Consider the following 25981-nt stretch of genomic DNA (forward strand, 5'->3'; position numbering starts at 1 on the left):
TGCTGCCTGCGGCTCCCCCGCGGGGGAGCCGCAGGCAGCACCGCGGGGGAGCCGCAGGCAGCACCGCGGGGAGGCGGGCCCGGGTGGCGGCGCCGGGAAGCGGGCCGGGGGGACGCGTGATGCGAGCGGCGGCCATGCGTGGTGCGGGCGGGGGGGGACGCGTGATGCGGCTGGTGGGTGCGTGGTGCGGGCTGGGTGGTAACGCGTGATGCGGCTGGTGGGTGCGTGGTGCGGGCCGGGTGGTAACGCGTGATGCGGCTGGTGGGTGCGTGGTGCGGGCCGGGTGGTAACGCGTGATGCGGACGGGGGGTACGTGGTGCGGGCGGCGCGGTGACGCGTGATGCGGCCGGGGGGGTGCATGGTGCGGGCGAGGTGGTTGACACGCGAAGCGGCAGGGGGGCGGTGCGCGATGTGAGCCGGGTCGTGACAGGCGAAACGGCGGGGCGCGGTGCGCGATGCGGGAGCGTGGTGACGTGCGAAACGGGGAGGGTGGCAGCGCCCGAGACGGGTGAGGTCATGGCACGCGAAGCGACGCGGCAGTACCCGACGCCGGCCAGGTCACGGCGCGCGAAACGGTGGGGGCGGTGCGTGGTGCGGGTGGGCAGTGCGGCGTCGAGGCGCGGACGGGCGGTGCCTGAAGCCGTCGGGGACGTGAGGGGTGGACGCCGGATCGGCAGTCAAGTGGCCGGTTCTGCAACGGCCCTGCAGGGGGCGGTGTGTGGGCGCACTTCGTGAATGCCGCCGGAGGCAAAAGCAATGCCGGCGCAGCTCCCCAGCTGCGCCGGCATTTGTGCCGTCCGCCGCACCCCCGTCCCCACGGGGTTATGGGTGGATGTCCCCGCCCGGACCGCTCTTCCGGGCCTGGGGTCGCCGCTCAGCGCCCCAGCATCACGCCCACGGACGACGCCTGTGTGGCCACTGTCTCCCAGCCGTCGAAGACGACGAGGAGCAGGACCGCCAGAGGAAGGGCCATGGCCGTTGCCACCAGGGGGTGGCGGCGGCCCGTGGAGCGCGGCCGGAACGCGGCGTGCGCCCTGCGTCCCTGCTCGCGGATCAGTGTCCGCGGTGCCGTGTAGGCCATGGTCCCTCTCCTGACCGTTTAGTTGTCGTTGGCAGCGGCGGGTGCCTGACCTCGGGGGACGAGTGCTGCACCCGCCGCTTGACCTCAAATGTAGGTGCGCGAGGGGTGCCGGGCGTCATGCCCTCGTACCGCTTGGCGGGCCTCCCGGAGGATGAGCCATGGGACGGCGCGTACTCCCCTGGGTGGAGAAGCGGACCCGGGTCTCGGGGTCTTCCCGGAGGGGGCGCCCGGTGTGTCAGGGGTTTTCCGAGCTGTCCTCACGGGGCACCGGCTGCTCGACCAGGGCCAGCACCCGGTTCGCCATGAACCGCGCCGTACGGACCACAACGCCGGTTCGCGTGACTTCACTCACTTCCACGACACCTCGGCGTACAGCCGTCTCCACCCTGCGGCCCGCCCTGCTCGCCACCACCTCGTACGTACGTGTCGTGTCCCCGGCGTCCACGACTATCTCCACACGGTCACCCTTCATGAACCCAATCCCCCTTCTGCTGCGGATGGTTGGGAGCGCGGACGGCTCAAAGGAGTATCTGAGGCGTGCTCCCTGACCACCCCTCAAGTCTCGCACCCGCCACTGACAATCCATCGGGCCGAGAGGGCGCGGCCTCTGCGCGCAGGCGGCCACGGAAACGTAAGCTGTGCCACGTCACACGGACCGGGCAGCGGGGATGAACATGGCGATGATGCGCCTGAGGCGCGAGGACCCGCGCGTCGTCGGCTCGTTCAGGCTGCACCGGCGCCTCGGCGCGGGCGGCATGGGCGTGGTCTACCTGGGCTCCGACAGGAAGGGCCAGCGGGTCGCCCTGAAGGTGATCCGGCCCGATCTGGCGGAGGATCAGGAGTTCCGCTCACGGTTCGCCCGTGAGGTCTCCGCGGCGCGCCGGATCCGGGGCGGGTGCACCGCGCGGCTGGTCGCGGCGGACCTGGAGGCGGACCGGCCGTGGTTCGCCACGCAGTACGTGCCCGGACCCTCCCTGCACGACAAGGTGGCCGACGAGGGGGCGCTCGCAGCCGCCGACGTCGCCGCGGTCGGGGCCGCCCTGTCCGAGGGGCTGGTCGCGGTGCACGAGGCCGGGGTCGTCCACCGGGACCTGAAGCCGTCGAACATCCTGCTCTCCCCCAAGGGCCCCCGGATCATCGACTTCGGCATCGCCTGGGCGACCGGGGCCTCCACGCTCACCCACGTCGGCACCGCCGTCGGCTCCCCCGGCTTCCTCGCGCCCGAGCAGGTGCGCGGCGCCGCGGTCACGCCCGCCACGGACGTGTTCTCGCTGGGCGCCACGCTCGCGTACGCGTCCACCGGCGACTCGCCCTTCGGACAGGGCAGTTCCGAGGTGATGCTGTACCGCGTCGTCCACGAGGAGCCCCAGCTGCACGGCGTGCCGGACGCGCTGGGGCCTCTCGTGCGGGCCTGTCTGGCGAAGGACCCCGAGGAGCGGCCCAGCACGCTGGAGCTGTCGCTGCGGCTGAAGGAGATCGCCGCCCGGGAGGCACAGGGGCTGATCGAGGAGCGGCCGCCCGCGCCGCGCAGCGCCGAGGCGGACCGTCCCACCGGACGGCTCGCCGACACCTACCCCGACCGTGCGCCGCGCCGGCAGCAGCAGGGCGGGCCGGTGACTCCGGCGCCCCGGGGTCCGGGCAGTTCGCGGGGGCCCGCTCCGGCGCGGGGAGCGACGCCGTCCCGGGGTGGTGGTGCTCCTCGGGGCGGTGGTTCCCCGTCGCGGTCCGGGGCGCGTTCCACGCCCGCCCCGCGGAACACCCCGGCGCGCAACACGACGCGCTCCGGCAGCGGTGGCCGTACGTCACCGCGTGGCGGCGGTCGTCCGGCGGCGCGGCCCACCGGGGCCGGGCGGCGGCCGGCCAATCCCCGGCTGCTGCGCCAGCGGCTGTTCGTCTTCGTGGTCGTGACGCTGCTCGTGGCGCTCGGCATCGGGGTCGTGCAGGGCTGCCAGGCGTCGGCACGTGGGCTCGGCGACGAGCGGGGCGGCGCGGGCGCGCGGCAGGAGCAGGTGCAGAGCGGATACCGGCCGGTGGACGAGGAGCCGCGCGCGCCGGAGCGGTACGAGTCGACGTTCGCGGCGTCCCGGTAAGGCCCGCTACGGCCGCGGGCGGCCCGTCGCGACCGCGTAGAACGCGACGGCGGCCGCCGCGCCCACGTTGAGCGAGTCGACGCCGTGGGACATGGGGATGCGGACCCACTCGTCGGCGGCGACCAGGGCCTGGGTGGACAGGCCGTCGCCCTCCGCGCCGAGCATGAGGGCGACGCGGTCCATCCGGTGCGGGGCGGCCTCGTCGAGCGGCCTGGCCTTCTCGTCGGGGGTCAGGGCGAGCAGTGTGAGGCCCGCCTCGCGGACCGACTCAAGGCCCTTGGGCCAGGAGTCCAGGCGGGCGTACGGCACGGAGAAGACCGCGCCCATCGAGACCTTGACGCTGCGGCGGTACAGCGGGTCGGCGCAGTCCGGTGACAGCAGGACCGCGTCCATGCCGAGCGCCGCGGCCGAGCGGAAGATCGCGCCGATGTTGGTGTGGTCGTTGACCGACTCCATGACGACCACCCGGCGGGCGGACCGCAGGAGTTCGGCGGCCGTGGGCAGGGGCTTGCGCTGCATCGAGGCGAGGGCGCCGCGGTGCACGTGGTAGCCGGTGACCTGTTCGGCGAGTTCCGGGCTGACCGCGTAGACGGGGGCGGGGAGTTCGTCGATGACGTCGCGCATGACGTCGACCCACTTGGCCGACAGCAGCATCGAACGCATCTCGTAGCCCGCGTCCTTGGCCCGCCGGATGACCTTCTCGCCCTCGGCGATGAACAGGCCCTCGGCGGGTTCGCGCTTACGGCGCAGTTCGACGTCGGTCAGGCCCGTGTAGTCGCGCAGACGCGGGTCGTCGGGGTCCTCGACGGTGATGAGATCGGCCACAGGGTGATACTGCCTTGTCGTACGTACGGTGCCAACGGCTCGGTAAGGGTTGTGTTACCCCGAGTTACGCGGGGGTGTGCGGGCCCACGCCGACGACCTCGCCGACGACGATGACGGCCGGCGGCCTGACCTCCTGTGCGCGGACCGTCTCGGCGACGGTCGCCAGGGTCGCGTCGACCCGGCGCTGGGCGGCGGTCGTGCCCTCCTGCACCAGGGCGACGGGTGTGCCGGCCGGCTTGCCGTGCGCGACGAGGGTCTCGGCGATCTTGCCGATCTTGTCGACGCCCATGAGGATCACCAGCGTGCCGGTGAGCCTGGCAAGGGCCGGCCAGTCGACGAGGGAGCGCGCGTCGTCGGGGGCGACATGGCCGCTGACCACGGTGAACTCGTGCGCGACCCCGCGGTGGGTGACCGGGATGCCGGCCGCGCCGGGAACCGAGATGGAACTGGAGATGCCGGGCACGACCGTGCACGGGATGCCGGCTTCGGCGAGGGCCTGGGCCTCTTCCATGCCACGGCCGAAGACGAAGGGGTCGCCACCCTTGAGGCGTACGACGGACCTGCCCTGCTTGGCGTGCTCGATCAGGGCGTTGTTGATGGCCTCCTGGGCCATGTAGCGGCCGTACGGGATCTTGGCCGCGTCGATCACCTCGACGTGCGGGGGCAGTTCGGCGAGGAGATCACGGGGGCCGAGGCGGTCGGCGATGACGACGTCGGCCTCGGCGAGCAGGCGGCGGCCGCGCACCGTGATCAGGTCCGGGTCGCCGGGGCCGCCGCCGACGAGGGCGACACCGGGGGTGCGGGTGCGGTGGTGCGGGGCGACGAGGGTACCGTCGCGCAGGCCCTCCACGACCGCGTCGCGGATGGCGGCGGTGTGGCGGGGGTCGCGGGATTTGGTGTCGGTGGTGAGGATCGCGACGGTGACGCCCTCGCTGTGGCCGGTGGCCGGGGTCCAGGCCGTCGCCTGCTCGGCGTCGTCGGAGCGGACGCACCAGACACGGTGGCGCTCCGCCTCCGCCGAGGCCCGGACGTTCGCGTCGTGGTCGCTGGTGGCGATCAGGGCGTACCAGGCGCCGGCGAGGTCGCCCTCGGCGTAGGGCCGGCGCTCCCAGGTGATCTCGCCCGTGTCCGCCATGGCCTGCACCGAGGGGGTGGCCGCCGGGGAGACGAGGAGGACGTCCGCGCCGGCCGCGATCAGGGCGGGCAGGCGGCGCTGGGCGACCTGGCCGCCACCGAGGACGACCACGCGTCGGCCGGCCAGGCGGAGGCCTACGGGGTAGGCGGGGTGTTCGGCCATGAGGGTGCGGCTCCTCGTGCGGGCATGCGGTGGGCGCTACGGCTCTGGAGCAGCCCTGACGTGCGGATTTTAGAATGCGTTCAGCGTACGGCCAGGCCCGGGTGGGTGCCGCGGAGCGCCCGCCCGGCCCGGCCTGCCCGGGGTGCCTACTTCTCCGTCACACCCGCCGAATCGAACGTCGCCACCTCGTGCATCGCCCGTGCCGTGCTCTGGACCAGCGGCAGGGCCAGCAGCGCGCCCGTGCCCTCGCCGAGCCGGAGGTCGAGGTCGACCAGGGGTCGCAGGCCGAGCTTGTTCAGCGCGGCCACATGGCCGGGCTCGGCGCTGCGGTGGCCCGCGATGCAGGCCGCGAGCACCTCGGGGGCGATCGCGCGGGCGACCAGGGCCGCGGCACCGGCGCTGACGCCGTCCAGGATGACCGGCGTACGCAGGGAGGCACCGCCGAGAAGGAGGCCGACGACGGCGGCGTGTTCGAGGCCGCCGATCGCGGCGAGGACGCCGACGGGGTCGGCCGGGTCCGGCTGGTGGAGCTCGATGGCACGGCGGACGACCTCGGTCTTGCGGGCCAGGGTCTCGTCGTTGATGCCGGTGCCGCGCCCGGTGACCTCCGCCGGGTCCGCGCCCGTGAAGACCGAGATCAGGGCGGCGGACGCGGTGGTGTTGGCGATGCCCATCTCGCCGGTGAGCAGCGCCTTGTTGCCGGCCGCCACCAGGTCGCGGGCCGTCTCGATGCCCACCTCGATGGCCTGCCTGGCCTCCTCGCGGGTCATCGCGGGACCGGTGGTCATGTCGGCGGTGCCCGGGCGCACCTTGCGCGGCAGCAGGCCGGGGGTGGACGGGAGCTCCGCGGCGACGCCCACGTCGACGATGCAGACCTCGGCTCCGACCTGGCTCGCGAACGCGTTGCAGACCGCTCCCCCGCCGAGGAAGTTGGCCACCATCTGGGCGGTGACCTCCTGCGGCCACGGCGTGACGCCCTGGGCGTGCACCCCGTGGTCGCCCGCGAAGATCGCGACGGCCGCGGGCTCCGGGATCGGCGGCGGGCACTGCCGGGACAGCCCGGACAGCTGCGCCGAGATGATCTCCAGCATGCCGAGCGCGCCGGCCGGCTTGGTCATCCGCTTCTGCCGCTCCCAGGCCTCACCGAGCGCCTTGGCGTCCAGCGGCCGGATCTGGGCGACGGTCTCGGCGAGCAGGTCGTGCGGCTCCTCGCCGGGCAGGGCGCGGCGGCCGTACGTCTCCTCGTGGACCACCCACGACAGCGGGCGGCGCTTGGACCAGCCCGCCTGCATCAGCTCGGGCTCCTCAGGGAACTCGTCGACGTACCCGACGCACAGGTAGGCCACGACCTCCAGATGCTCGGGCAGACCCAGCGCGCGCACCATCTCGCGCTCGTCGAAGAAGCTCACCCAGCCGACACCGAGGCCCTCGGCGCGCGCCGCGAGCCAGAGGTTCTCGACGGCGAGCGCGGAGGAGTACGGCGCCATCTGCGGCTGGGTGTGCCGGCCGAGGGTGTGACGGCCGCCGCGGGTGGGGTCGGCGGTGACGACGATGTTCACCGGGGTGTCGAGGATGGCCTCGATCTTCAGTTCCTTGAACTGCTTCGCCCGGCCCTTCGGGAGGGACTTGGCGTAGGCCTCGCGCTGGCGCATGGCCAGTTCGTGCATCGTGCGCCGGGTCTCGGCGGAGCGGATGACGACGAAGTCCCAGGGCTGCGAGTGCCCGACCGAGGGTGCGGTGTGGGCGGCCTCCAGGACACGGAGCAGCACCTCGTGCGGGATGGGGTCGCTGCGGAAGCCGTTGCGGATGTCACGCCGTTCGCGCATGACCTTCAGCACGGCCTCGCGCTCGGCGTCGTCGTAGGCGGGCGCGGCGGGGCCGGTGGACTGCTGTGCTTCTGCCACGGGGGCCGTGCTCATTTCGTGCGGGTCCTGCTGGTCGTGCGGGGCTTGCTGGTCGTGCGCGGCCTGGGGGCCTTGCGGGTGGTGCTGGTTCAGCGACTCCCGCCGGCCCGGCAGCTCGTGCTGGTCCTCCTGGTCGGCGGCACGCGTGTCCAGGTCGTCCGCGTTCTGCACCATCTGTACGGCGGACTCGGGGTCCGGTGCCTCTCCGGGCACCGTGCCTGCCTCGCGGGGAGCGGGGACCGTGGCCATGGCTTCCGGCTGCGCCGCGGGCTCGGGTGCCTGCTCCTGGGCGGGCAGGACGAGGGGGTGCGGCGGCGTGGGCGCGAGGTGCGGGGTGGTCGGCACGAAGCCGTCCACCGCGACGAACTGGCCCAGCGGCTGCTCCGACTGCGGCGCCGGGGCGGTGTCGGGCGCGATGTCCAGCGGCTCGTCGACCGGCGCGAAGGGGTCCGCCTCCGGCGCGGTGCCCTCGGGGTGCGGGACCGGCTGTGTGGGGGGTTCGGCCACGGCCGGGGCGACGACCTGGGCCTCCACGTCCGCGGCGGCGGGCTGCTCGGGCTGCGCGGCGGGCTGGGCGGGGGCGGCAGTACCGGCCGGCTCGACGGCGTCCTGCGGCTCGGCTGCCGCTTGCGCGGGCTCGGGGTCGAGCGGGGCCGCCTCGGCGGCGAGCGGGGCCGCGGCCGCGCCCGCGTCCTGAGGCTGCGGGGACTCGGGGCCGGGCTGGTGCACGGCCTCAGGTACGGCCTGGGCCTCCTCGGCACCGTGCGCGGTCGCCTGCTCCGGCATCCCGGCCGGCTGCTCCGGCTCGGGAACGGGCGCGGGCTCGGCGATCGGCGTGGCCTCCGCCACGACGGACGGGTCGCCCGGGACCTGCTCGGCCTCCGGGAGGAGCGGCTGCGCGTCGGCGGCCTCCGGCTCGGCCGGGACCGCCGCTTCGGCGGGCGTGCCCGCGTCGGGGCCGAACGCCGGGTCGGCCTCGGCGGGGTGCGCGTCGCCGTGGCCGGAAGGCCCCGACGCCCCGGCCTCCGAGGCGATCCGCGCCAGCGCGGCCTGTGCCGCGCCCACCGGCTCCGGCACGCCCTGGGCCTGAGCCGGCGCCGGCCCGTGCGCCACTGCCTGTTCGGGTACCGGCACCTCGGCCTGCTCGTGCACCTCGGGTTCGGCGTGGACCTCGGGCTGCGCCTGGACCTCGGGCTGCGCGTTCGCCTCACCCTGCGCGTGAGCCTGCGCCGCCGACTGGGCGTGCACCTCGGCCTGGGCATGTGCCTCGGCCTGGCCCTGCACCGACGCCGCGCCCTGCACCTGTGCGTGCGCGTGCTCGTGCGTGTGCTCGTGCTCGTACACCTGCGCCGCCGGGACAGCCGCCGGAACAACCGTTTCCGCAGGCGTCACCTCCGCGCCCACCGGCGGCTGCGCCGTCGTCGGCTGCGTCGCGGCAGTCTGGGGCGCGCCCCACGGCGCGGCAGCCTGCGGCACCGCACCAGGCGGCGTCTCCCGCGCGTGCGGGACGTCGAGGTACTCGGGCCCGATGGTCGGGGGCCCGGCCTGCCGTACCGGCGCGCCCGCCGGGCCACGGTCGGCGAGTGAGCGGACCGGGCTGGCGGAGGCGTCGGGGATCGGCGGGCCCAGGTGCAGCGGACGGCGCGGCGCGGCGGCGGGCGCGGACGACGCGGGAGGCGGCGTCGGGCCCGGCAGGCGGACGCCGGTCAGGTCGACCGAGCCGCTGTCGCGGCCGGACACCTCGTGCGCGCCGGGTTCGTGGACGGCCTCGACGACCGGCTCCGGCGCGGGCGGGGCCACCTCGTGGCCCCAGGCGCCCTGCGCGCCGGGCAGCAGCAGGTCCTCGTCCTCGGCGGGCGTCTCGGAGACGTAGGCGTACGCGCCGGGAACGGAGACGCCCGGCTGCTGCACCAGGCCTGCGTTCTCCGGCAGCCCCTCACCCGGGACCTGGCCGGTGTCGGTCATGCGTAACCCCTCGCCCATCGGTTGATGCTCCTACGACCAGCTCACCCGGAACGGCGCACCGACCGCCCCGCTGTGAAGAACGAGCGCGCGTGCCCAGCGGCACGAACGAGCCGCCGGAAAAGGCGACAAAGCCATTCAGTGGCATTGTCGCGGCCGTTCCGCCGTCACGTCAGCCTCATTCGCGACCGCCCGCTGTGGACTGCGCCACGTTGCGCGTCCTCGGGTTCTGCCGTACCACACCCACCCCAAAACGAGCGAGTTTTCCGGACATTGACCGACGAAGCGCCGGGCGTCCGAGTGCGGTACAACGATCGGCCAGCCTACCGCGCGCGGTACGACAACCGGATCACGGGGCGCGATCGGGCAGTACCCCGGTGAGCAGGAACGCGACGCTGCGCTCCTTCTCCGTCCAGGCCCGGGTGTCGAGTTCCACGGACTGCAACAGGGCGCACTCGACCTCGTAGCCGTGCTCGGTCAGGTCACGGCCGACGAGTTCGGCCGCGTCGCGGGTGGCGGCATGGGTGACGATCCGCTGCGGGCGCCGGTCGGCGACCGCGGAGACCACGGCCGCTCCCCCGCCGCCGACCCGGACGACGTCGGGTTCGGGCAGGTTCTCCAGGACGTGCGGGGCGGTGCCGTGGACGATCTGGAGCTGGACCGCGAAGCGGCGTGCGGCGGCGTCGGTGCGCGCGCAGGCACCGCGGTCCCGGTCGACGGCGATGACGGCGGCACCGGCCCGGGCGGCCTCGGTGGCGAAGGCGCCGCTGCCGCAGCCGATGTCCCACACGAGGTCGCCGACGCGGGGGCCGAGCCGGGCGAGTTGGGCCGCGCGCAGGGGTTCGGTCTCACCCTCGCCGAAGGCACCGTCGTACGCCCCGGGTGGCAGGGTCCAGCCGCGTGGGCCGGTGCCCGGGTCCCGGCCGGCGATCCAGCCGCCGCCCTCCTGCGCCGCGGCCGGGCCGCCGATGACGATCACGACGTTCGGGTCGCGCCAGGTGTGGTCGGCGGCCTTGTCGGACGTGACGACGGTGACCTGCTCGCGGGCCGTGCCGAGTTCCTCGCAGATGACGAAGGTGCGATGGACGCCGTCGAGGAGCAGACCGAGTTCGGCGGGGCCGGCGCCGGGGGAGGTGAGGACCGCGACCTTGGTGTGCGCGCGGCACACGTTCACCGCGCGTCGCAGGGTGCGGGGGTGTGCGACGACCACCTGGGCGTCGTCCCAGGGCATGCCCGCCCGTGCGAAGGCGGCCGCCACGGAGGAGACGGCGGGGACGACCTCGACCTCCAGGCCGAACTCGGGGGCGCGCAGGGTGCGTACCACCCCGAAGAAGCCGGGGTCGCCGTCGGCGAGCACCACGGCCGTGCCGCGATGGGCGGCGATCCGGCGGGCGGCGAGGGCGAGGCTGCCGAGCCGGACGCGCTCCGCGGTGGGCGGCACCTCGGGCAGCAGCAGATGGTGTCCGGCACCGGCCACGAGGGTGGCGGCGCCCAGCGCGGCGCGTGCCGCGGCGGTCAGTGGAGAGCCGTCCCAGCCGATCACCGTGACCCGGTCGGCCATCGTCGTCAGTCTCCTGGGGGTTTGCGCAGGTCGTCGGGCGCATCCCGGGGGCGGGCGCGCTCCGTGAGAGTACCTGGTGCCACCCGGGCGCGCTCGGGCGGCTTCCCCGCTGCTCTCAGTTCCAGTCCGAGTACGACGTGAAACCGCCGGTGTCCGCCAGCTGATCGCCCGCACCCTCGAGGTCCTCGGGCAGCAGGCTCCACACGATGTAGTCGGTGCGCACCTCGGTCCAGCGTCCGTCGTCGGTGCGGGCGCGCGCTATGCAGGCGCCGCGCAGAACGCCTTCGCTGATGCAGCCGATCTTCTGGGCCACCTGCTGGGAGGCGGTGTTGTCGGCCGCGGTGCGCAGCTCGATGCGCTCGAACTTCAGGTCATGGAAGAGCCATTGGGCGGTGGCGAGCGCGGCCTCGGAGGCGTACCCCTCACCACGGGCCCAGGGGGCGACGACGTACGACAGCTCGGTGGCGCGTACGTGCCAGTTGGTCCGGGTCAGCTGGATGACGCCGACCAGGCGCTGCGTGAGGAACTCGGTGACGGCGAGGGCGACGCCACGTCCCCGGGCGCGCTCGGCGGGGACGTGCCCGGTGATCCAGGCGTGGGCGCTGTCCTCCGTGAAGGGCAGCCGCACGTCGGTCCAGGCGACGACCTGCTCGTCGTTCATCATCTCGGCGAGGGCGGGCACGTCGTCCTCGTCGAGCGGACGCAGCACCAACCGCTCCGTGCTGATGGAGATGCTGGGGAAGGTGCTCGTCATGACGTAGCTCCGTAACCTTCGAACCGTCAGGGACTGCTGAACTGCCCAGCATGCAGCATGAAAGCACTCAACCACACACCCGGGGTCCACTCCGTGTGAGGGAGTGAATCCCGGGTGCGTACGAGGGGAGGCGCGGCTCAGAAGGAGGCGATGACCGAGCCGGCGTACTCCTTCTCGATGAACTTCCTGACCTCGGGGGAGGTGAGGAGCTTCGCGAGCTTCTTCACGCGCGGGTCGTCCTCGTTGCCCTCCTTGACGACCAGGAGGTTGACGTTCGGGTTGTTGTCCGGGGACTCCAGGACGAGGGCGTCCTCGGCCGGCTTGAGGTCGGCCTCCAGGGCGTAGTTGCCGTTGATCACGGCCGCGTCGACGTCCTTCAGGGAGCGGGGCGTCAGAGCCGCCTCCAGCTCCTTGAACTTGAGGTTCTTGGGGTTCTCGGTGATGTCGGCGGTGGTGGCCGAGGTCCCGACGCCGTCCTTGAGGGTGAGCAGGCCGTTGGCGGCGAGCAGCTGCAGGGCCCGCGCCTCGGTGACGGTGTCGTTCGGGACGGCGATGGTCGCGCCGTTCTTCAGGCCGCCGACCTTGTCGGTCTTCTCGGAATACAGGCCGAGCGGCTCGAGGTGCACGGAGGCGACGGACACCAGGTGGGTGCCGTTCTTCTTGTTGAAGTCCTCGAGGTAGGGCTCGGTCTGGAAGTAGTTGGCGCCCACCGAGCCGTCCTCGGTCGCCGTGTTGGGCGTGACGTAGTCGGTGAACTCCTTGACCTCGAGGTCCAGGCCGGCCTTCTCGGCCAGGTTGTCCTTCACGTAGTTGAGGACCTGGGCGTGCGGGACGGGTGTCGCGGCGACGACCAGCGGTCCGGAGGTGCCGGAGGCGGCGTCCTGGCCCGAACCGCAGGCGGTGAGCCCGAAGGTGAGAGCTCCGGCGGCGAGGGCAGCGGCGGTGATCTTGGCGGTGTTACGCACGAAAAGTGCCTTTCCTTAAGGGTGGTGCGACCCCGCGGTGGTGTGCGGGGAGTTCTTGGGTGCGGCTAGGCGACCTTGCCGATGTCGCCGGCGGCCTGTTCCTTGGCCTTCAGCAGGCGGAGCTTGGGGCCGGGACCGGAGCGCGCGCCACGGTGGTGCAGCGAGCGGGCCGCGAAGTCGCCGGCGAACTGGATGAGCGAGATCACGACGGCGAGGACCGCCACGGTGATCCACATCAGGCCGGTCTCGAAGCGCTGGTAGCCGTAGCGGACGGCGAGGTCGCCGAGGCCACCGCCGCCGACCGTGCCGGCCATGGCGGAGTAGCCGATGAGGGCGATGACCGTGGTCGTCGTGGAGGCGATCAGGGACGGCAGGGCCTCGGGGACGAGGACCTTGCGGACGATGGTCCAGGTGTTGCCGCCCATCGACTGGACCGCCTCGACCAGCCCGTGGTCCACCTCGCGGACAGCCGTCTCGACCAGGCGGGCGAAGAACGGGATGCCGCCGATGGCGAGCGGCACGATCGCGGCCTCGCTGCCGATCGTGGTGCCGGTCACCCAGCGGGTGAAGCTCATCAGCGCCACCATCAGGATGATGAACGGCAGCGAGCGGCCGACGTTCACGACCTGACCGATGACCTTGTTGAGCGCGGTGCTCTGGAGCAGGCCGCCCTTGTCGGTCAGGACGAGCAGGACACCGATCGGCAGGCCGGCCACGACGGCGATCAGGGTGGACCAGCCGACCATGATCAGCGTTTCGGTACAGGCCTGCTCCAGCAGGGGCTGCATCTCGGACCAGGTCACTTGGCACCTTCCTTCACCAGTACCGGCTCGGCGCCGACGACATCGATCTGGAGCCCCTGTTCACGCAGGAAGCCGATCGGCACGACGTTGTCCTCGTAGCGACCGGGCAGTTCGATGCGCATCCGGCCGACCTGGAGACCGCCGACGGTGTCGATGGCGGCGCCCAGGATGGAGATGTCGATGTTGTAGGTGCGGGCCAGCTGGGAGATGACCGGCTGGGTGGCGGAATCGCCGTGGAAGGTGACGTCGAGGACGGTGCGGTCGTCGGCCGAGGCCTCGCCGCCCACCGGGAAGAGCGCGGAGGCCAGCTCCGAGCCCGGGGTGGCGAGCAGTTCGCCGACCGTGCCGGACTCGACGATGCGGCCCTTGTCCATCAGGGCGGCCGAGTCGCAGACGCTCTTGACCACGTCCATCTCGTGCGTGATGAGCAGGACGGTCAGTCCGAGCTGCCGGTTCAGGTCGCGCAGCAGCTTCAGGATCGAGCGGGTGGTCTCCGGGTCGAGGGCGCTGGTGGCCTCGTCGGAGAGCAGGACCTTGGGGTCGCCCGCCAGGGCGCGGGCGATGCCGACGCGCTGCTTCTGGCCGCCGGAGAGCTGGGCGGGGTAGGCCTTGGCCTTGTCGGCGAGGCCGACCAGGTCCAGGAGTTCGAGCGCCTTGCGGGACCGCGCCTTCCCCGAGGTGCCGAGGATCTCGAGCGGCAGCTCGACGTTGTCCTGGACGGTCCGCGAGGACAGCAGGTTGAAGTGCTGGAAGACCATGCCGATGTTGCTGCGGGCCCGGCGCAGTTCCCGGCCCGCGCGCGGGCCGCGTCCGGCGAGCGCGGTGAGGTCCTGGCCGGCGACGGTGACCGTGCCGGAGGTGGGGCGCTCCAGGAGGTTGACGCAGCGGATGAGGGAGGACTTGCCGGCGCCGGACTGGCCGATGACGCCGAAGACCTCGCCCTCGCGGACGTGCAGGTCGACGCCGTCCAGGGCGGTGACCTCGCGGCCGCGTGAGCGGTAGACCTTGGTGAGGCCCGATGTGGTGATCACGTGGGTTTCCGTCACTGTCGAGTACGCGGGCGTGGGTGGGCCCGGGTACGGAAGGGAAGAGGTGCGCGAGGCAGATCGGGTCACGTACCGCGGAGGGGGTACGGGCATGCCACGGCGGCTCGCTTCGGGGCGCGAGGCTCAGGGGTGCGGGGGCCCTCTAGAAGGCGCACATTCGACGACACATACAGCCGCCGGCACCGGGCGTCATGGTCGCCTCGGTCGCAGGGGTGCGGCTGTTCGTCGTGGTCATGCGGTCAGTAAAGCAGACGGACGAACCCGACCAGGAACCCGCTGTCCGCATTGCGGACAGCGGTGGACGGGCGTCAGTCCCGGGCGGAGATCTCCACGCCGTCGGCCGTGACCAGCACGGACAGGGCCGACAGGTCCTCGACCACCAGGTCCGCGGTCAGTTCGTGGGCGGGGTGGGTTGTGGCCAAGGCCACGGTGGTCATCCCGGCGGTGCGCCCGGCCCGCAGTCCGGCGGGCGCGTCCTCGAAGACGACGCAGGCGGCCGGGTCGGCGCCCAGCGAGCGGGCGGCCAGCAGGTAGGGCTCCGGGTCCGGTTTGCCGCGGGTGACGTCGTCGGCGGCGATCAGTGTCTTGGGCAGGATGCCGACGGCGTCCAGGCGGGCCTCGGCCAGGCGGCGGGTGGCCGAGGTGACGACGGCCCAGCGGTCGGCGGGCAGGGCGGTGAGGAAGTCGTACGTGCCGGGCAGCAGGCGCACTCCGCCGTTCGGCACGTCCTCCACCTCCAGTGCCTCGATCCGCGCGACGGCCTGCGGCACGATCCGGGACGGCAGCAGGTCGGCGGCTATCTCGGCGGCGGTCCGGCCGTGCAGTTCGACCTGTGCGAAGCGCTCGGCCGTGATGCCGTACTCCCCCGCCCAGCGGGTCCAGCAGCGGTGCACGGACGCGAGGGAGGAGACGAGGGTGCCGTCGTTGTCGAACAGCAGGGCCTGTGCGCGGATCTTCATGCCCTCGACCCTACGGGGCACCCCGGGGGCGGCCGCATCAGGCCTTTTGGCCCGTAATAGGGTCAGCCCATGCTTGATGCCCTGACGGTGGCGACCGCGGTCGCCGCGCTGTTGCTCGGCGCGTGGTGCGGCTGGGCCGCCTACCGTGACGAGCCGACGAAGGACTGGCACTTCATCGGGATGGCCGTGGTGTCGTTCCTGGCCCTGGTGCAGTTGATCGTCGGCATCGTGCAGCTGGCGCGGGGCGAGAAGCCCGCCCAGGGGACGACCATCTTCGTGGCGTATCTGCTGGGGGCGTTCGCGTGCGTCCCCGCCGCCGGGTTCATGTCGCTGGCCGAGCGGTCGAAGTGGGGTTCGGTGACGGTTGCCGCCGGCGGCGTGGTGCTGGCTGTCCTGGAGGTGCGGCTCTATGACATCTGGGGAGGCTGAGGTGGCGGGCATGACGAAGTCCCGGCTGATCAGCGGGCCCGGGATACTGCTGGTGTGGCTGTACGGCGTGATGGTCGTGGGCGCCGTGTCACGGTCCGTGTACCAGATCGCCACGGAGTTCGACCGTGCGCCGCTCGCCTACGCGCTGTCGGCGCTGGCGGGGGTGGTGTACGGGTTCATCACCTACACGCTGGTGCGCGGTGGGGAGACGGCCCGCAGGGCGGCGCAGGTGTGTTGCGCCGCCGAGCTGGTGGGTGTGCTGGTCGTCGGCACGTGGACGCTGGTCGAACCGTCGGCGTTCCCGGACGCGACCGTATGGTCCGACTTCGGCATGGGCTACTTGTTCATCCCGGTGCTGTTGCCGGTCTCCGCGCTGTGGTGGCTGCGCAAGGCGCGCAGCGAACAGGCGGGCTGAGCCACCGCCGGTGGGCCGGGGGCTCGCGGGGGCCGGTCACTCAGTTCCCCGCACCCCTGAGGGCGTTACGCCTCAGGCTGTCGCCACGTAGGCGCCCGCCTGCTTCTCCAGGACGATCATGGGTACGCCGTCCGCACCCTTCGACGTGCCCACCGTCTCGTAGCCCACCTTGCGGTAGAGGCGGAGGTTGCCCTCGCTGCGGTGGCCCGTGTGGAGGCGGAACTTCCTGGCGCCGCGCTGCTCCGCGAGGGCCGACTCGGCCGCGCGCAGGAGGCGGGCGCCGATGCCGTGGCCCTGCAGACGGGGGTGGACACACAGGCGGCCGATGGAGGCGGCGCCGTCGTCGGTGATCGCGCCGCGCACCGAGCCGATCACCTCGTCGCCGAGCCGGGCCACGAACACGCAGTCGTCGGCGACCTCCTGACGGACCGAGGCGAGGGTCTGGACGAGTGGGTCGATGCGGTAGTTGCCGTACAGCGCCGCCTCGCTCTGGAAGCACAGGTACTGCAGCTTGAAGATCTGCTCGACGTCCTGGTCGGTCGCCTCGGAGATGATCACGCTCATGCCCATGTGTGCACGCCTCCCGCTCACCTGTTGCCTGTTGTCCCCCACTCCTATCCCCGTGCTCCGCGAGCCGCAACCTCCGCGGCAAGCAATCGCCGCAGACATCCCAGACATCTGGAACGTTCCGGCCCCAGACTCCCCTGTGAGATACCCAACTCCCCCGCGATCTCCCGGTATGTGAGGTCCTTGGGGGACATCAGCGCGTCCAGAACGGCGGGGCAGCGGCCGGGCAGCCGGCGCACCGCCTCGCGCAGGGCACGGGCCCGGCCGGCGGTGAGGGCGAGCTGTTCGGGGGTGGTGCCGGACTCGTCGGCGGGTTCGGTGCCGTAGGGGCGTTCGTGCCGGTGCGTACGACGGGAGCGGCGGGCCTCGGAGCGGACGGCGCGGCGCAACCAGCGCTCGGGGTCGTGGGGCGGGCCGCCGGAGTGCAGCAGTTCCAGCAGGCGGAGCCAGACCGCCTGTTCCAGGTCGCCGGCTTCGGTGCCGGCGGCGTGCGCCTCGGCCGAGGCCTCGGCGGCGAGCAGGGGGCGCAGGGCGGTGAGCAGGTCGGGCGTCATATGGGGCACGACGCGGCCGCCCGGGCTGCAAGTTGCCCGGGCGGCCGGTTGTCACCCCGACCGGGGTGGGACGGTTCAGCCGTTGACGAAGTCCTCGCGGGCCAGCAGACCGGTGTCCGGCTGGTCGGTGAAGATGCCGTCGATGCCGGTGGCGAAGTACGCCCGGTAGGCGCCGAAGACGTCGCCGTAGACGTCCGCGTCGGTGCCCTTGCGGAAGTTCGCCGGCAGGAACGGGTTCTCGTTGCGCAGCGTCCAGGGGTGCAGCTTGAGGCCGACCTTGTGGGCGTCGGCGACGAGGGTGGTCGGCCGGGTCAGGTTGCCGGCGGTGTCCTTCGGGATGACCAGGTCGAGGGTGGGGCCGATGCCCTGGGCGTAGGAGGCGATCTCGCGCAGGCCGGCCGGCTTGATCAGGTCGGCGACGGTGCGCGGGTCACCGCTCTCGACGAAGTCCCAGGGGCGGGTGCTCGCGCCGGACAGCAGTACCACGAGCGGGTTGTCGACCAGCTTGTGCAGGCGCTGGATGCTGGTCGGCTCGAAGGACTGGAGGATGACCGGCGAGTTCCAGCGATCCCTGCGGTACTTGCGCAGCAGCTTGGCGACCCGCTCCTCCAGGGGCAGACCCAGCTTGCGGAAGTAGGTGGGGTGCTTGAGCTCGGGGTAGATCCAGACCTGCTTGCCGCGGCTCCGGGTCTGCTCCTCCTGCCAGCGGAGCACCTCTTCGAAGGTGGGGATCTCCCAGCGGCCGTTGTAGAGGGTGTTGTGCGGGCGGTTGGCCGGGATGCGCTCGGCGGCGCGCAGGGTCTTGAGCTCGGCGAGGGTGAAGTCCTCGGTGAACCAGCCGGTGGTGGAGACGCCGTCCAGGACCTTGGTGGTCCTGCGGCCGGCGAACTCGGGGTGGTCGGCGACGTCCGTGGTGCCGCCGATCTCGGGCTCGTGGCGGCAGACGAGGTGACCGTCCTTGGTGGGCACCAGGTCGCCGGCCTCGACGATGTCGGCGCCCATGTCGAGGGCCAGCTGGTACGAACCGAGGGTGTGCTCGGGGCGGTAGCCGCTGGCGCCGCGGTGAGCGACGATCGTCGGTACGGGCAGGCTCTTCATTCCTCGGCCTCCATGACGCGCGTCGGCTCTCGCCGAGCCGGACAGACCGAGGACGGCTCCGCCCGCGCCGAGCACCGCAGCACCCAAAAGCGCCCGTCGACCGGTGTGCGCCTGCTCCTGCGGCTGCTCGTTCGACTCCTGCGTTGCCATCAGCGGCCTCCTTGCCGTGAATGTCGTGGGTGCTGGCAGATGGTAGGGCTGTCGACGTGTCAGCCGGGAGGCTTCATTTCGAACGCGTGGATGACGACGGATGTCGTATGAGGACCGTAGGTTCGGCGAAGGTGACGGCCCGTCGGCTTCAGGGGCGGGCCCCGGGGTAGCCGGTCGGTACCGACTTCACGCGATGTCGGTCACATCGTCGCCGCCAGGTTACGCGTAGGCTGCGACACGCCACCGCAGGTGAACGCACGTCAACAGTGCGTAAGACCTCGGTGAACCCGATGTCCCCGATGTGCGCCTGCCCCGGGGCCGCGAGTATCGTCCTCACCTGCACAGACTCATACCGAATCCGTTGACCCCGGAGGGCCCGTTGTCCCGCTTCGCGCTCATCAAGGCAGTGCTCGGTCCGATCATGCGCCTGATGTTCCGCCCTCGGGTGGAGGGTGTGGAGCACATCCCGGGCGACGGTCCGGTGATCCTGGCCGGCAATCACCTCACGTTCATCGACTCGATGATCCTGCCCCTGGTCTGCGACCGTCAGGTGTTCTTCATCGGCAAGGACGAGTACGTCACCGGCAAGGGCCTCAAGGGCCGGCTGATGGCGTGGTTCTTCACCGGCGTCGGCATGATCCCGGTCGACCGCGACGGCGGCAAGGGCGGGGTCGCGGCGCTGATGACCGGGCGCCGGATCCTGGAGGAGGGCAGGGTCTTCGGCATCTACCCCGAGGGCACCCGCTCCCCCGACGGCCGCCTGTACCGGGGCCGCACCGGCATCGCCCGGCTGACCCTGATGACCGGGGCGCCGGTCGTCCCGTTCGCGATGATCGGCACGGACCGGATCCAGCCGGGCGGGGCCGGATTTCCCCGGCCCGCCCGCGTGACGGTGCGCTTCGGTGAGGCGCTGGAGTTCTCGCGTTACGACGGGATGGACCGGGACCGGTATGTGCTGCGGGCCGTGACGGACTCGGTGATGACCGAGGTCATGCGGTTGTCGGGGCAGGAGTATGTGGACATGTATGCGACGAAGGCCAAGGAAGCGGCGTAGCTCCGCTGGTTCGGCCGGGGGGGTCGGGGGGCGCGTTGTCTCGTTTCGGGTGCGGGTGCGCTGTGGCTGGGCGCGCAGTTCCCCGCGCCCCTTTGCGTCGGCCGGGGGGTCGGGGGCGTTGATGCGTCTGCGGTGCCGGTCCGCCGTGGCTGGGCGCGCAGTTCCCCGCGCCCCTTTTGCGTCGGCCGGGGCGTGGGCCGCGTTGATGCGTCTGCGGTGCGGGTGCGCTGTGGCTGGGCGCGCAGTTCCCCGCGCCCCTTTGCGTCGGCCAGGGAGTCGGGGGGCGCGTTGTCTCGTTTCGGGTGCGGGTGCGCTGTGGCTGGGCGCGCAGTTCCCCGCGCCCCTTTGCGTCGGCCGGTCAGCTGGGTGTTGTTTCTTCCAGGTGCTGGCCGCGGAGCAGGAACCAGGCCGCTCCCGCTGCCGCCAGCAGGACCGTCGCGCCCACGCCTGAGGCGAGGGTCAGGCCGTCGACGAAGGACTGGCGGGCCGCTTCCAGCAGGGCGTCGGACGTCTGGGCCGGGAGGCCCGCGGCCACCTCGACGGCGCCGCCGAGTGACTCGTGGGCGGCCTCCGGGGTGCCCGCCGGGGCGGTGAAGCCCTTGTAGACGCCGGTGACGATCGAGCCGAGCAGGGCGATGCCGAGGGCGGCGCCCAGTTCGTACGCCGTCTCGGAGACGGCCGACGCGGCACCCGCCTGCTCCTTCGGCACGGAGGCCAGGATCACGTCGGCGGTCACCGTGAACGAGAACCCTGCGCCGACACCGACGACCAGCAGCGCGGTGCCGAGCAGCGGGTACCCGGTGTGCTGGCCGATCAGGGTCAGGGCGCCGAGCGCCAGGCCGACGGCGGCGAGTCCGCCCGCGACCACGGCGCGCACCGAGTACCGGCGGGCCGCCCGGCCCGCGACCAGACCGGCCGCCACCGCGCCGATCGCGGCGGGCAGTTCGGCCAGGCCGGCCTCGAACGGGCGCCTGCCCTGCACCAGTTGCAGGTACTGCGAGAGGAAGAAGACCAGGCCGGACATGCCGAGGATGGTCAGCAGGTCGGCGAGCACCGCACCGCTGAAACCACGGTTGCGGAACAGGCGCATGTCCAGCAGTGGCGCCGGCAGGGTGAGCTGACGCCGCACGAAGCCGCGGAGCGCGGCGGCGCCCAGCAGGCCCGCGACGACGGTCTCCGCGCCGAACCCGTGGGTCGCCGCCTCCTTGACCGCGTACACCACGGCGATCATGCCGATCAGCGACAGCAGGACGCTGAGCAGGTCCCAGGGGCCGGGGCCGGCGTTCTTCGACTCGGGCAGCAGCTTGATGCCGACGAGGACGAGCACCGCCATCACGGGCAGGTTGATCAGGAAGACCGAGCCCCACCAGAAGTGCTCCAGCAGGAATCCCCCGGCGATCGGACCGACCGCCGTGCCGGCCGAGGCGGTGGCGCCCCAGATGCCGATGGCGAGGCTGCGCTCGCGCGGGTCGTGGAAGAGGTTGCGGATCAGCGCGAGAGTGGCCGGCATCAGGGTCGCGCCCGCGACACCGAGCAGCGCCCTGGCCAGGATCAGCATTTCCGGTGTGGTCGCGTAGGCGTTGAGCACGGACACCGCGCCGAAGGCCGTGGCGCCGATCAGCAGGATCCGCTTGCGTCCGATGCGGTCGCCGAGGCTGCCCATGGAGACGAGGAGACCGGCGATCACGAAGGAGTAGACGTCACCGATCCACAGCAGCTGGGTGCCGGACGGGCTCAGGTCCTCCGATATGTAGGGGGTGGCGAGGCCGAGCACGGTGGCGTCGACGGCCACCAGCAGCACGGCGAGCACGAGTACGGACAGCGCGAGCCAGCGACCCGGGCGCTTCACCGCCTCGTTCGCGCTTGCCGGCCGCAGGGTGCTGGTCATGATTCCTCTCTCCGTGTCGCGCCGCCGAGCAGCAGCTCGACGATCATCTTCTGGAAGTCGTTCGCGGCGACCTTGCCGTCGTGGACGGACCATGCCCCGGCGGCGATCAGGCCGTAGAGGGCCTCGGTGAGCCAGGCGGGGGTCAGGTCGATGCGGAACTCCCCGCCGTCCTGGCCGCGCCGGAACAGGGCCGCGATCCGGGCGTCGAGCCGGGCCCAGCCCTCGTTCTGCTCCTCACCCTCGAACAGCTGGTTCTCGGTGTAGAGGAAGGAGAGGAGTCCGGCCGCGGGTTCGATCTCCCGCACCAGGCGGCGTACGGCGTCACGCGCGCTGCCCTCGTCCAGCCGGGCCGCCTCCAGGGCGGCCTCGCACTCCGCGAGGCCGAGCGCTTCCAGCGCCCTGACGAGCGCGTCGCGCCCGGCGAACTGACGGTGCAGCGTGGCCCGGCTGATCCCGGCGGCCTTCGCGACCTCGTCCATGGTCGCGGTGGATTTCCGGGTCAGCAGGGCTGCGGCAGTGCGCAGTACGTGCTCTCTGTCGACAGCCATGAGACAAGCATAACCCATATGAGACATTGATGTCTCACATTAGGCGTGGATGATTCATGGCCCGTGGTCGCGGCGGGATCTCAGGTGCCAGAAGGGAAGGCGATCTCAGTGCCAGGGCAGCTGCCCGCGCCGCTCCCAGTAGACCCGCGGCTCCTCGGCAAGGACGGCGAGTCGTGCCAGCTGGTTCTCATCGAGGTCCACGACGGCGGCGTGCAGGTTGGACGCGAGCTGGCCGGTGGTCGCGGCACCGGAGAGAACCACGCCCGCCCACGGCTTGCTCAGGATCAGTGCGAGGGCGACGGCATCGACACCCAGGCCCGTCTCCGCGGCCACGGCCTTCAGCCCGCCCGGCGCGTACGGCTCCGCGAGCCGGCCGTTGGCCATGCCTTCCTTGACGATCACCGTGAGCCCGGCGTCGTGCGCCTCGGCGAGGGCGTGGGCGGCCGAGGTCTCCAGGGCGTTGAACGTGGCCTGGACGGTGCGGAAGAGGGGCTCGCCGTCGACCGTCACCTCCAGAGCCGCCCGGACCGCCTCGGCCTGCGCGGGGCCGCTGGTGGAGAAGCCGATGGTCAGGCCCTGGGCGGCGGCCTCGGCGAGTTTCGCGTGCAGATCCTTGTCGGTCAGGGCGGGGCTGTCCGGGGTCACCGAGTGGATCTGGTAGAGGTCGAGCCGGTCGCCGAGCAGTTCGGTGCTCTCGGCACGCTGCCGCTCGAAGGTGGCGAGGCCGTGGTCCTTGACCTCGTGCTGCTCGGCTTCGGTGGACCAGCCGGCGGTGTAGGTGTAGCCCCATTTGCTGCCCACGACGATGTCGTCGATCTCGGGGTGGGCGTTCAGCCAGCCGGCGAGGAACTCCTCGGAGCGGCCGTAGGAGCGGGCGGCGTCGACGTAGCGCACGCCCTGGGCGTAGGCGGCGTCGAGGAGCTCGTGGGTGCGGGCGCGCAGCGTCTCGACGCCGCGGTCCTGCCCGAGGTCGTGGTCGCGGCCGAGGTTGATGTAGCCGGGGCGGCCGACGGCGGCGAGGCCGAGTCCGATGTGGCAGGTCGGGGTCGTCGCTGTTGCCAGTCGGGCGAAGGGCATCGCGGGCTCCGTTCGGTCGGTTCCGGTACGGCTTGCGACCAACGTAACCCGCGATGACCTTCGGCCTGCGCCTCGGCGCCCGGTGCGATCGAGGCTTGCGCGGGTGCATCGTGACCCGTCGCGCGGTTGCGCGCGCCGCTCAGGTGCGGTTCGCCCACCGGTGCTGGGCCGCCACGTCCTGCTTGACCTCGGTCAGCTGGACCGCCACCGCGCTCGGCGCCGTGCCGCCCCGGCTGTTGCGGGAGGCGAGCGCGCCGGGGACGTCGAGCACCGTCCGCACCTCCGGCGTCAGGTGGGCGGAGATCTTCGCGAACTGCTCGTCGGTCAGCTCGTCCAGCTCCTTGCCCTCCGCCTCGGCGGCCTTGACGCACTCGCCAGCCACCTCGTGCGCGACCCGGAAGGGCACACCCTGCTTCACCAGCCACTCCGCGATGTCCGTGGCGAGCGAGAAGCCGGCCGGGGCCAGCTCCTCCATGCGCTCGCGGTGCACCGTGAGCGTGGCCATCATGCCGGTGAAGGCGGGGAGCAGGATCTCCAGCTGGTCGATCGAGTCGAAGACCGGCTCCTTGTCCTCCTGGAGGTCGCGGTTGTACGCGAGCGGGAGGGCCTTCAACGTCGCCATGAGACCCGTCAGGTTGCCGATCAGGCGGCCGCTCTTGCCACGCGCCAGTTCCGCGATGTCCGGGTTCTTCTTCTGCGGCATGATCGACGAGCCGGTGGAGAAGGCGTCGTGCAGGGTCACGAAGGAGAACTCCTTCGTGTTCCAGAGGATGACCTCCTCGGCGATCCGGGAGAGGTTCACCCCGATCATCGCGGTGATGAAGGCGAACTCGGCGACGAAGTCGCGCGACGCCGTGCCGTCGATGGAGTTGGCGGCGCTGCCCTGCTCGAAGCCGAGGTCCTTCGCGACCGCCTCCGGGTCCAGGCCCAGGCTGCTGCCCGCGAGGGCGCCCGAGCCGTACGGCGACACGGCCGTCCGCTCGTCCCACTGGCGCAGGCGCTCGGCGTCCCGGGACAGGGACTGCACATGCGCGAGGACATGGTGGGCGAAGAGCACCGGCTGGGCGTGCTGGAGGTGGGTGCGGCCGGGCATGGCGACGTCCGGGTGGGCCTCGGCAAGGCCGATCAGGGCGTCCTGGAGGTCGGCGATCAGGCCGCCGACGACGCGCGCGTGGTCGCGCAGGTACATCCGGAACAGCGTCGCGACCTGGTCGTTCCTCGACCGGCCCGCGCGCAGCTTGCCACCGAGGTCGGGCCCGAGGCGCTCCAGCAGGCCACGCTCCAGGGCGGTGTGCACGTCCTCGTCGGCGATCGTGCCGACGAAGTCGCCCGAGGCCACGTCTGCTTCGAGCCGGTCCAGGCCGTCGAGCATCCGGCTCAGCTCGTCGTCGGTGAGCAGGCCCGCCTTGTGGAGCACGCGCGCGTGGGCACGCGAGCCGGCGATGTCGTAGGGCGCGAGCCGCCAGTCGAAGTGGACGGACGCGGACAGCTTCGCCAGGGCCTCGGCGGGACCGTCGGCGAAACGGCCGCCCCAGAGCCGTACGTCACCGCTGTTGCTGCTCACTTGCGTTGCTCCTCGGGGATGTCTGTGTGCCTCAGCTGCCCGTGCGGCCGCCGCTGTGCGACCGCCTCCCCACCCTTGCAGGCGGGGAGGCGGCTGTCAGTCCGATGCGTGCGTGGTGACCCGAAGGCCTGACCCGGTCAGGCGAGGTCGCGCTTGGCGGCGATCTTCGACGACAGGCTGTAGATGTCGATGAAGCCCTTGGCCGCGGACTGGTCGAAGGTGTCGCCCGTGTCGTAGGTCGCGAGGTTGAAGTCGTACAGCGAGGCCTCGGAGCGCCGGCCGGTGACGACGGCGCGACCGCCGTGCAAGGTCATCCGGATGTCGCCGGAGACGTGCTGGCTGGCCTCGTTGATGAAGCCGTCGAGGGCGCGCTTGAGCGGGGAGAACCACAGGCCGTCGTAGACCAGCTCGCCCCAGCGCTGCTCGACCTGCCGCTTGTAGCGGGCCAGCTCGCGCTCGACGGTGACGTTCTCCAGCTCCTGGTGCGCGGTGATCAGGGCGATCGCGCCGGGGGCCTCGTAGACCTCGCGGGACTTGATGCCGACGAGGCGGTCCTCGACCATGTCGATCCGGCCGATGCCCTGGGCGCCGGCGCGCTCGTTGAGCTGCTGGATGGCCTGGAGCACGGTGACGGGCTTGCCGTCGACGGCGACCGGGACGCCCTCCTTGAAGGTGATGACCACCTCGTCGGCGTCACGCTGGGTCGCCGGGTTCTGCGTGTACTCGTAGATGTCCTCGATCGGCGCGTTCCAGATGTCCTCCAGGAAGCCCGTCTCGACGGCGCGCCCGAAGACGTTCTGGTCGATCGAGTACGGGGACTTCTTGGTGGTCGCGATCGGGAGGTTCTTCTCCTCGCAGAACGCGATCGCCTTGTCGCGGGTCATCGCGTAGTCACGGACCGGGGCGATGCACTTCAGGTCCGGGGCGAGGGCGACGATGCCGGCCTCGAAGCGGACCTGGTCGTTGCCCTTCCCGGTGCAGCCGTGGGCGACCGTGGTGGCGCCGTGCTTCTGGGCGGCGGCGACGAGGTGCTTGACGATCGTGGGCCGGGAGAGGGCGGAGACCAGCGGGTAGCGGTCCATGTAGAGGGCGTTGGCCTTGATCGCCGGGAGGCAGTACTCCTCGGCGAACTCGTCCTTGGCGTCGGCGACCTCGGCCTCGACGGCGCCGCAGGCGAGGGCGCGCTTGCGGATGACGTCCAGGTCCTCGCCGCCCTGGCCGACGTCCACGGCAACGGCGATGACCTCGGCGCCGGTCTCCTCGGCGATCCAGCCGATGGCGACGGAGGTGTCCAGACCGCCTGAGTAGGCGAGTACGACGCGCTCGGTCACGGGTTTCTCCTCACACTGCATTCGCTGACATGCATGAGTATGCAGAAGTCTGCATGATT

At 72.2% G+C, this 25981-nt stretch carries 23 protein-coding genes; 4 read left to right on the top strand and 19 right to left on the bottom strand.

From position 1 onward, the window contains the following. Nucleotides 1–874: 874 nt before the first annotated feature. Complete coding sequence (locus tag ACIHCM_RS19415) at nucleotides 875–1081, bottom strand: hypothetical protein (protein WP_399897203.1); 207 nt, start codon at nucleotides 1079–1081, stop codon at nucleotides 875–877. Between the two features lie 235 nt (nucleotides 1082–1316). After that, nucleotides 1317–1553 (bottom strand): hypothetical protein, encoded by a 237-nt coding sequence (locus ACIHCM_RS19420; RefSeq protein ID WP_393102894.1) that lies wholly within the window; start codon nucleotides 1551–1553, stop codon nucleotides 1317–1319. 196 nt (nucleotides 1554–1749) lie between these two features. On the opposite strand from ACIHCM_RS19420, the gene ACIHCM_RS19425 reads away from it, so the two are divergent. Next, the gene (locus ACIHCM_RS19425; RefSeq protein ID WP_399897863.1) at nucleotides 1750–3171 is read left to right on the top strand and encodes a protein kinase; all 1422 of its coding nucleotides are present in this window, start codon (nucleotides 1750–1752) and stop codon (nucleotides 3169–3171) included. A gap of 6 nt (nucleotides 3172–3177) precedes the next feature. Here the strand turns inward: ACIHCM_RS19425 and ACIHCM_RS19430 are convergent, their stop codons facing one another. The 9 genes from ACIHCM_RS19430 to ACIHCM_RS19470 form a co-directional block, all read right to left on the bottom strand. Next, nucleotides 3178–3996 carry a TrmH family RNA methyltransferase gene (locus ACIHCM_RS19430; RefSeq protein WP_393102892.1) on the bottom strand — a complete coding sequence of 273 codons (819 nt, stop codon included), beginning with the start codon at nucleotides 3994–3996 and terminating at the stop codon, nucleotides 3178–3180. 64 nt (nucleotides 3997–4060) lie between these two features. Continuing rightward, a complete protein-coding gene (gene cobA, locus ACIHCM_RS19435) occupies nucleotides 4061–5293 on the bottom strand; it encodes a uroporphyrinogen-III C-methyltransferase (RefSeq protein ID WP_399897207.1) in 1233 nt (410 codons plus the stop codon). Nucleotides 5294–5439: 146 nt separating this feature from the next. Then, nucleotides 5440–9162, bottom strand: coding sequence for a nicotinate-nucleotide--dimethylbenzimidazole phosphoribosyltransferase (gene cobT / locus ACIHCM_RS19440; RefSeq protein WP_399897211.1), 3723 nt, complete (start codon nucleotides 9160–9162; stop codon nucleotides 5440–5442). A gap of 346 nt (nucleotides 9163–9508) precedes the next feature. Further along, nucleotides 9509–10720 (bottom strand): precorrin-6y C5,15-methyltransferase (decarboxylating) subunit CbiE, encoded by a 1212-nt coding sequence (gene cbiE / locus ACIHCM_RS19445; RefSeq protein ID WP_399897214.1) that lies wholly within the window; start codon nucleotides 10718–10720, stop codon nucleotides 9509–9511. Between the two features lie 115 nt (nucleotides 10721–10835). After that, complete coding sequence (locus ACIHCM_RS19450; protein ID WP_399897216.1) at nucleotides 10836–11474, bottom strand: GNAT family N-acetyltransferase; 639 nt, start codon at nucleotides 11472–11474, stop codon at nucleotides 10836–10838. Between the two features lie 137 nt (nucleotides 11475–11611). Then, on the bottom strand, nucleotides 11612–12439 hold the full coding sequence (locus ACIHCM_RS19455) for a MetQ/NlpA family ABC transporter substrate-binding protein (RefSeq protein WP_399897219.1): 828 nt from the start codon (nucleotides 12437–12439) through the stop codon (nucleotides 11612–11614). 65 nt (nucleotides 12440–12504) lie between these two features. After that, the gene (locus tag ACIHCM_RS19460) at nucleotides 12505–13242 is read right to left on the bottom strand and encodes a methionine ABC transporter permease (protein WP_399897222.1); all 738 of its coding nucleotides are present in this window, start codon (nucleotides 13240–13242) and stop codon (nucleotides 12505–12507) included. Beyond that, nucleotides 13239–14273, bottom strand: coding sequence for a methionine ABC transporter ATP-binding protein (locus ACIHCM_RS19465; protein ID WP_399897225.1), 1035 nt, complete (start codon nucleotides 14271–14273; stop codon nucleotides 13239–13241). The genes ACIHCM_RS19460 and ACIHCM_RS19465 overlap by 4 nt, the downstream gene beginning before the upstream one ends. A gap of 323 nt (nucleotides 14274–14596) precedes the next feature. Next, nucleotides 14597–15247 carry an HAD family hydrolase gene (locus ACIHCM_RS19470; protein ID WP_399897228.1) on the bottom strand — a complete coding sequence of 217 codons (651 nt, stop codon included), beginning with the start codon at nucleotides 15245–15247 and terminating at the stop codon, nucleotides 14597–14599. A 69-nt stretch (nucleotides 15248–15316) separates the two neighbouring features. On the opposite strand from ACIHCM_RS19470, the gene ACIHCM_RS19475 reads away from it, so the two are divergent. Further along, complete coding sequence (locus ACIHCM_RS19475) at nucleotides 15317–15676, top strand: hypothetical protein (protein WP_399897231.1); 360 nt, start codon at nucleotides 15317–15319, stop codon at nucleotides 15674–15676. Beyond that, nucleotides 15657–16091, top strand: coding sequence for a hypothetical protein (locus ACIHCM_RS19480; protein ID WP_399897234.1), 435 nt, complete (start codon nucleotides 15657–15659; stop codon nucleotides 16089–16091). The genes ACIHCM_RS19475 and ACIHCM_RS19480 overlap by 20 nt, the downstream gene beginning before the upstream one ends. A 72-nt stretch (nucleotides 16092–16163) precedes the next feature. On the opposite strand, the gene ACIHCM_RS19485 is transcribed toward ACIHCM_RS19480, so the two are convergent. The 3 genes from ACIHCM_RS19485 to ACIHCM_RS19495 form a co-directional block, all read right to left on the bottom strand. Continuing rightward, nucleotides 16164–16661 (bottom strand): GNAT family N-acetyltransferase, encoded by a 498-nt coding sequence (locus ACIHCM_RS19485; protein WP_399897237.1) that lies wholly within the window; start codon nucleotides 16659–16661, stop codon nucleotides 16164–16166. A 44-nt stretch (nucleotides 16662–16705) separates the two neighbouring features. Next, nucleotides 16706–17212: an RNA polymerase sigma factor gene (locus ACIHCM_RS19490; protein WP_399897241.1), complete on the bottom strand. Its 507-nt coding sequence runs from the start codon at nucleotides 17210–17212 to the stop codon at nucleotides 16706–16708. A 75-nt stretch (nucleotides 17213–17287) separates the two neighbouring features. Then, nucleotides 17288–18460 carry a glycerophosphodiester phosphodiesterase gene (locus tag ACIHCM_RS19495; protein WP_399897244.1) on the bottom strand — a complete coding sequence of 391 codons (1173 nt, stop codon included), beginning with the start codon at nucleotides 18458–18460 and terminating at the stop codon, nucleotides 17288–17290. 379 nt (nucleotides 18461–18839) lie between these two features. Between ACIHCM_RS19495 and ACIHCM_RS19500 the strand changes: the two genes are divergently transcribed. Further along, on the top strand, nucleotides 18840–19514 hold the full coding sequence (locus ACIHCM_RS19500) for a lysophospholipid acyltransferase family protein (RefSeq protein WP_393102866.1): 675 nt from the start codon (nucleotides 18840–18842) through the stop codon (nucleotides 19512–19514). Nucleotides 19515–19872: 358 nt separating this feature from the next. Here ACIHCM_RS19500 and ACIHCM_RS19505 read toward each other — a convergent pair whose 3' ends face one another. The 5 genes from ACIHCM_RS19505 to ACIHCM_RS19525 all read right to left on the bottom strand — a co-directional run bounded on the left by ACIHCM_RS19505 (nucleotide 19873) and on the right by ACIHCM_RS19525 (nucleotide 25922). Beyond that, complete coding sequence (locus ACIHCM_RS19505) at nucleotides 19873–21402, bottom strand: MFS transporter (protein ID WP_399897247.1); 1530 nt, start codon at nucleotides 21400–21402, stop codon at nucleotides 19873–19875. Further along, a complete protein-coding gene (locus ACIHCM_RS19510) occupies nucleotides 21399–21950 on the bottom strand; it encodes a TetR/AcrR family transcriptional regulator (protein ID WP_399897250.1) in 552 nt (183 codons plus the stop codon). Before ACIHCM_RS19510 ends, ACIHCM_RS19505 begins: the two co-directional genes overlap by 4 nt. Nucleotides 21951–22055: 105 nt before the next feature. Further along, a complete protein-coding gene (locus ACIHCM_RS19515; protein ID WP_399897253.1) occupies nucleotides 22056–23027 on the bottom strand; it encodes an aldo/keto reductase in 972 nt (323 codons plus the stop codon). Between the two features lie 139 nt (nucleotides 23028–23166). Beyond that, nucleotides 23167–24591, bottom strand: coding sequence for an argininosuccinate lyase (gene argH, locus ACIHCM_RS19520; protein WP_399897256.1), 1425 nt, complete (start codon nucleotides 24589–24591; stop codon nucleotides 23167–23169). Nucleotides 24592–24728: 137 nt separating this feature from the next. Next, on the bottom strand, nucleotides 24729–25922 hold the full coding sequence (locus tag ACIHCM_RS19525; protein WP_399897259.1) for an argininosuccinate synthase: 1194 nt from the start codon (nucleotides 25920–25922) through the stop codon (nucleotides 24729–24731). Between the last annotated feature and the right edge of the window lie 59 nt (nucleotides 25923–25981).

The sequence above is a fragment of the Streptomyces sp. NPDC052023 genome (genome assembly GCF_044548465.1).
In the GTDB taxonomy this organism is placed as follows: Bacteria; Actinomycetota; Actinomycetes; order Streptomycetales; family Streptomycetaceae; genus Streptomyces.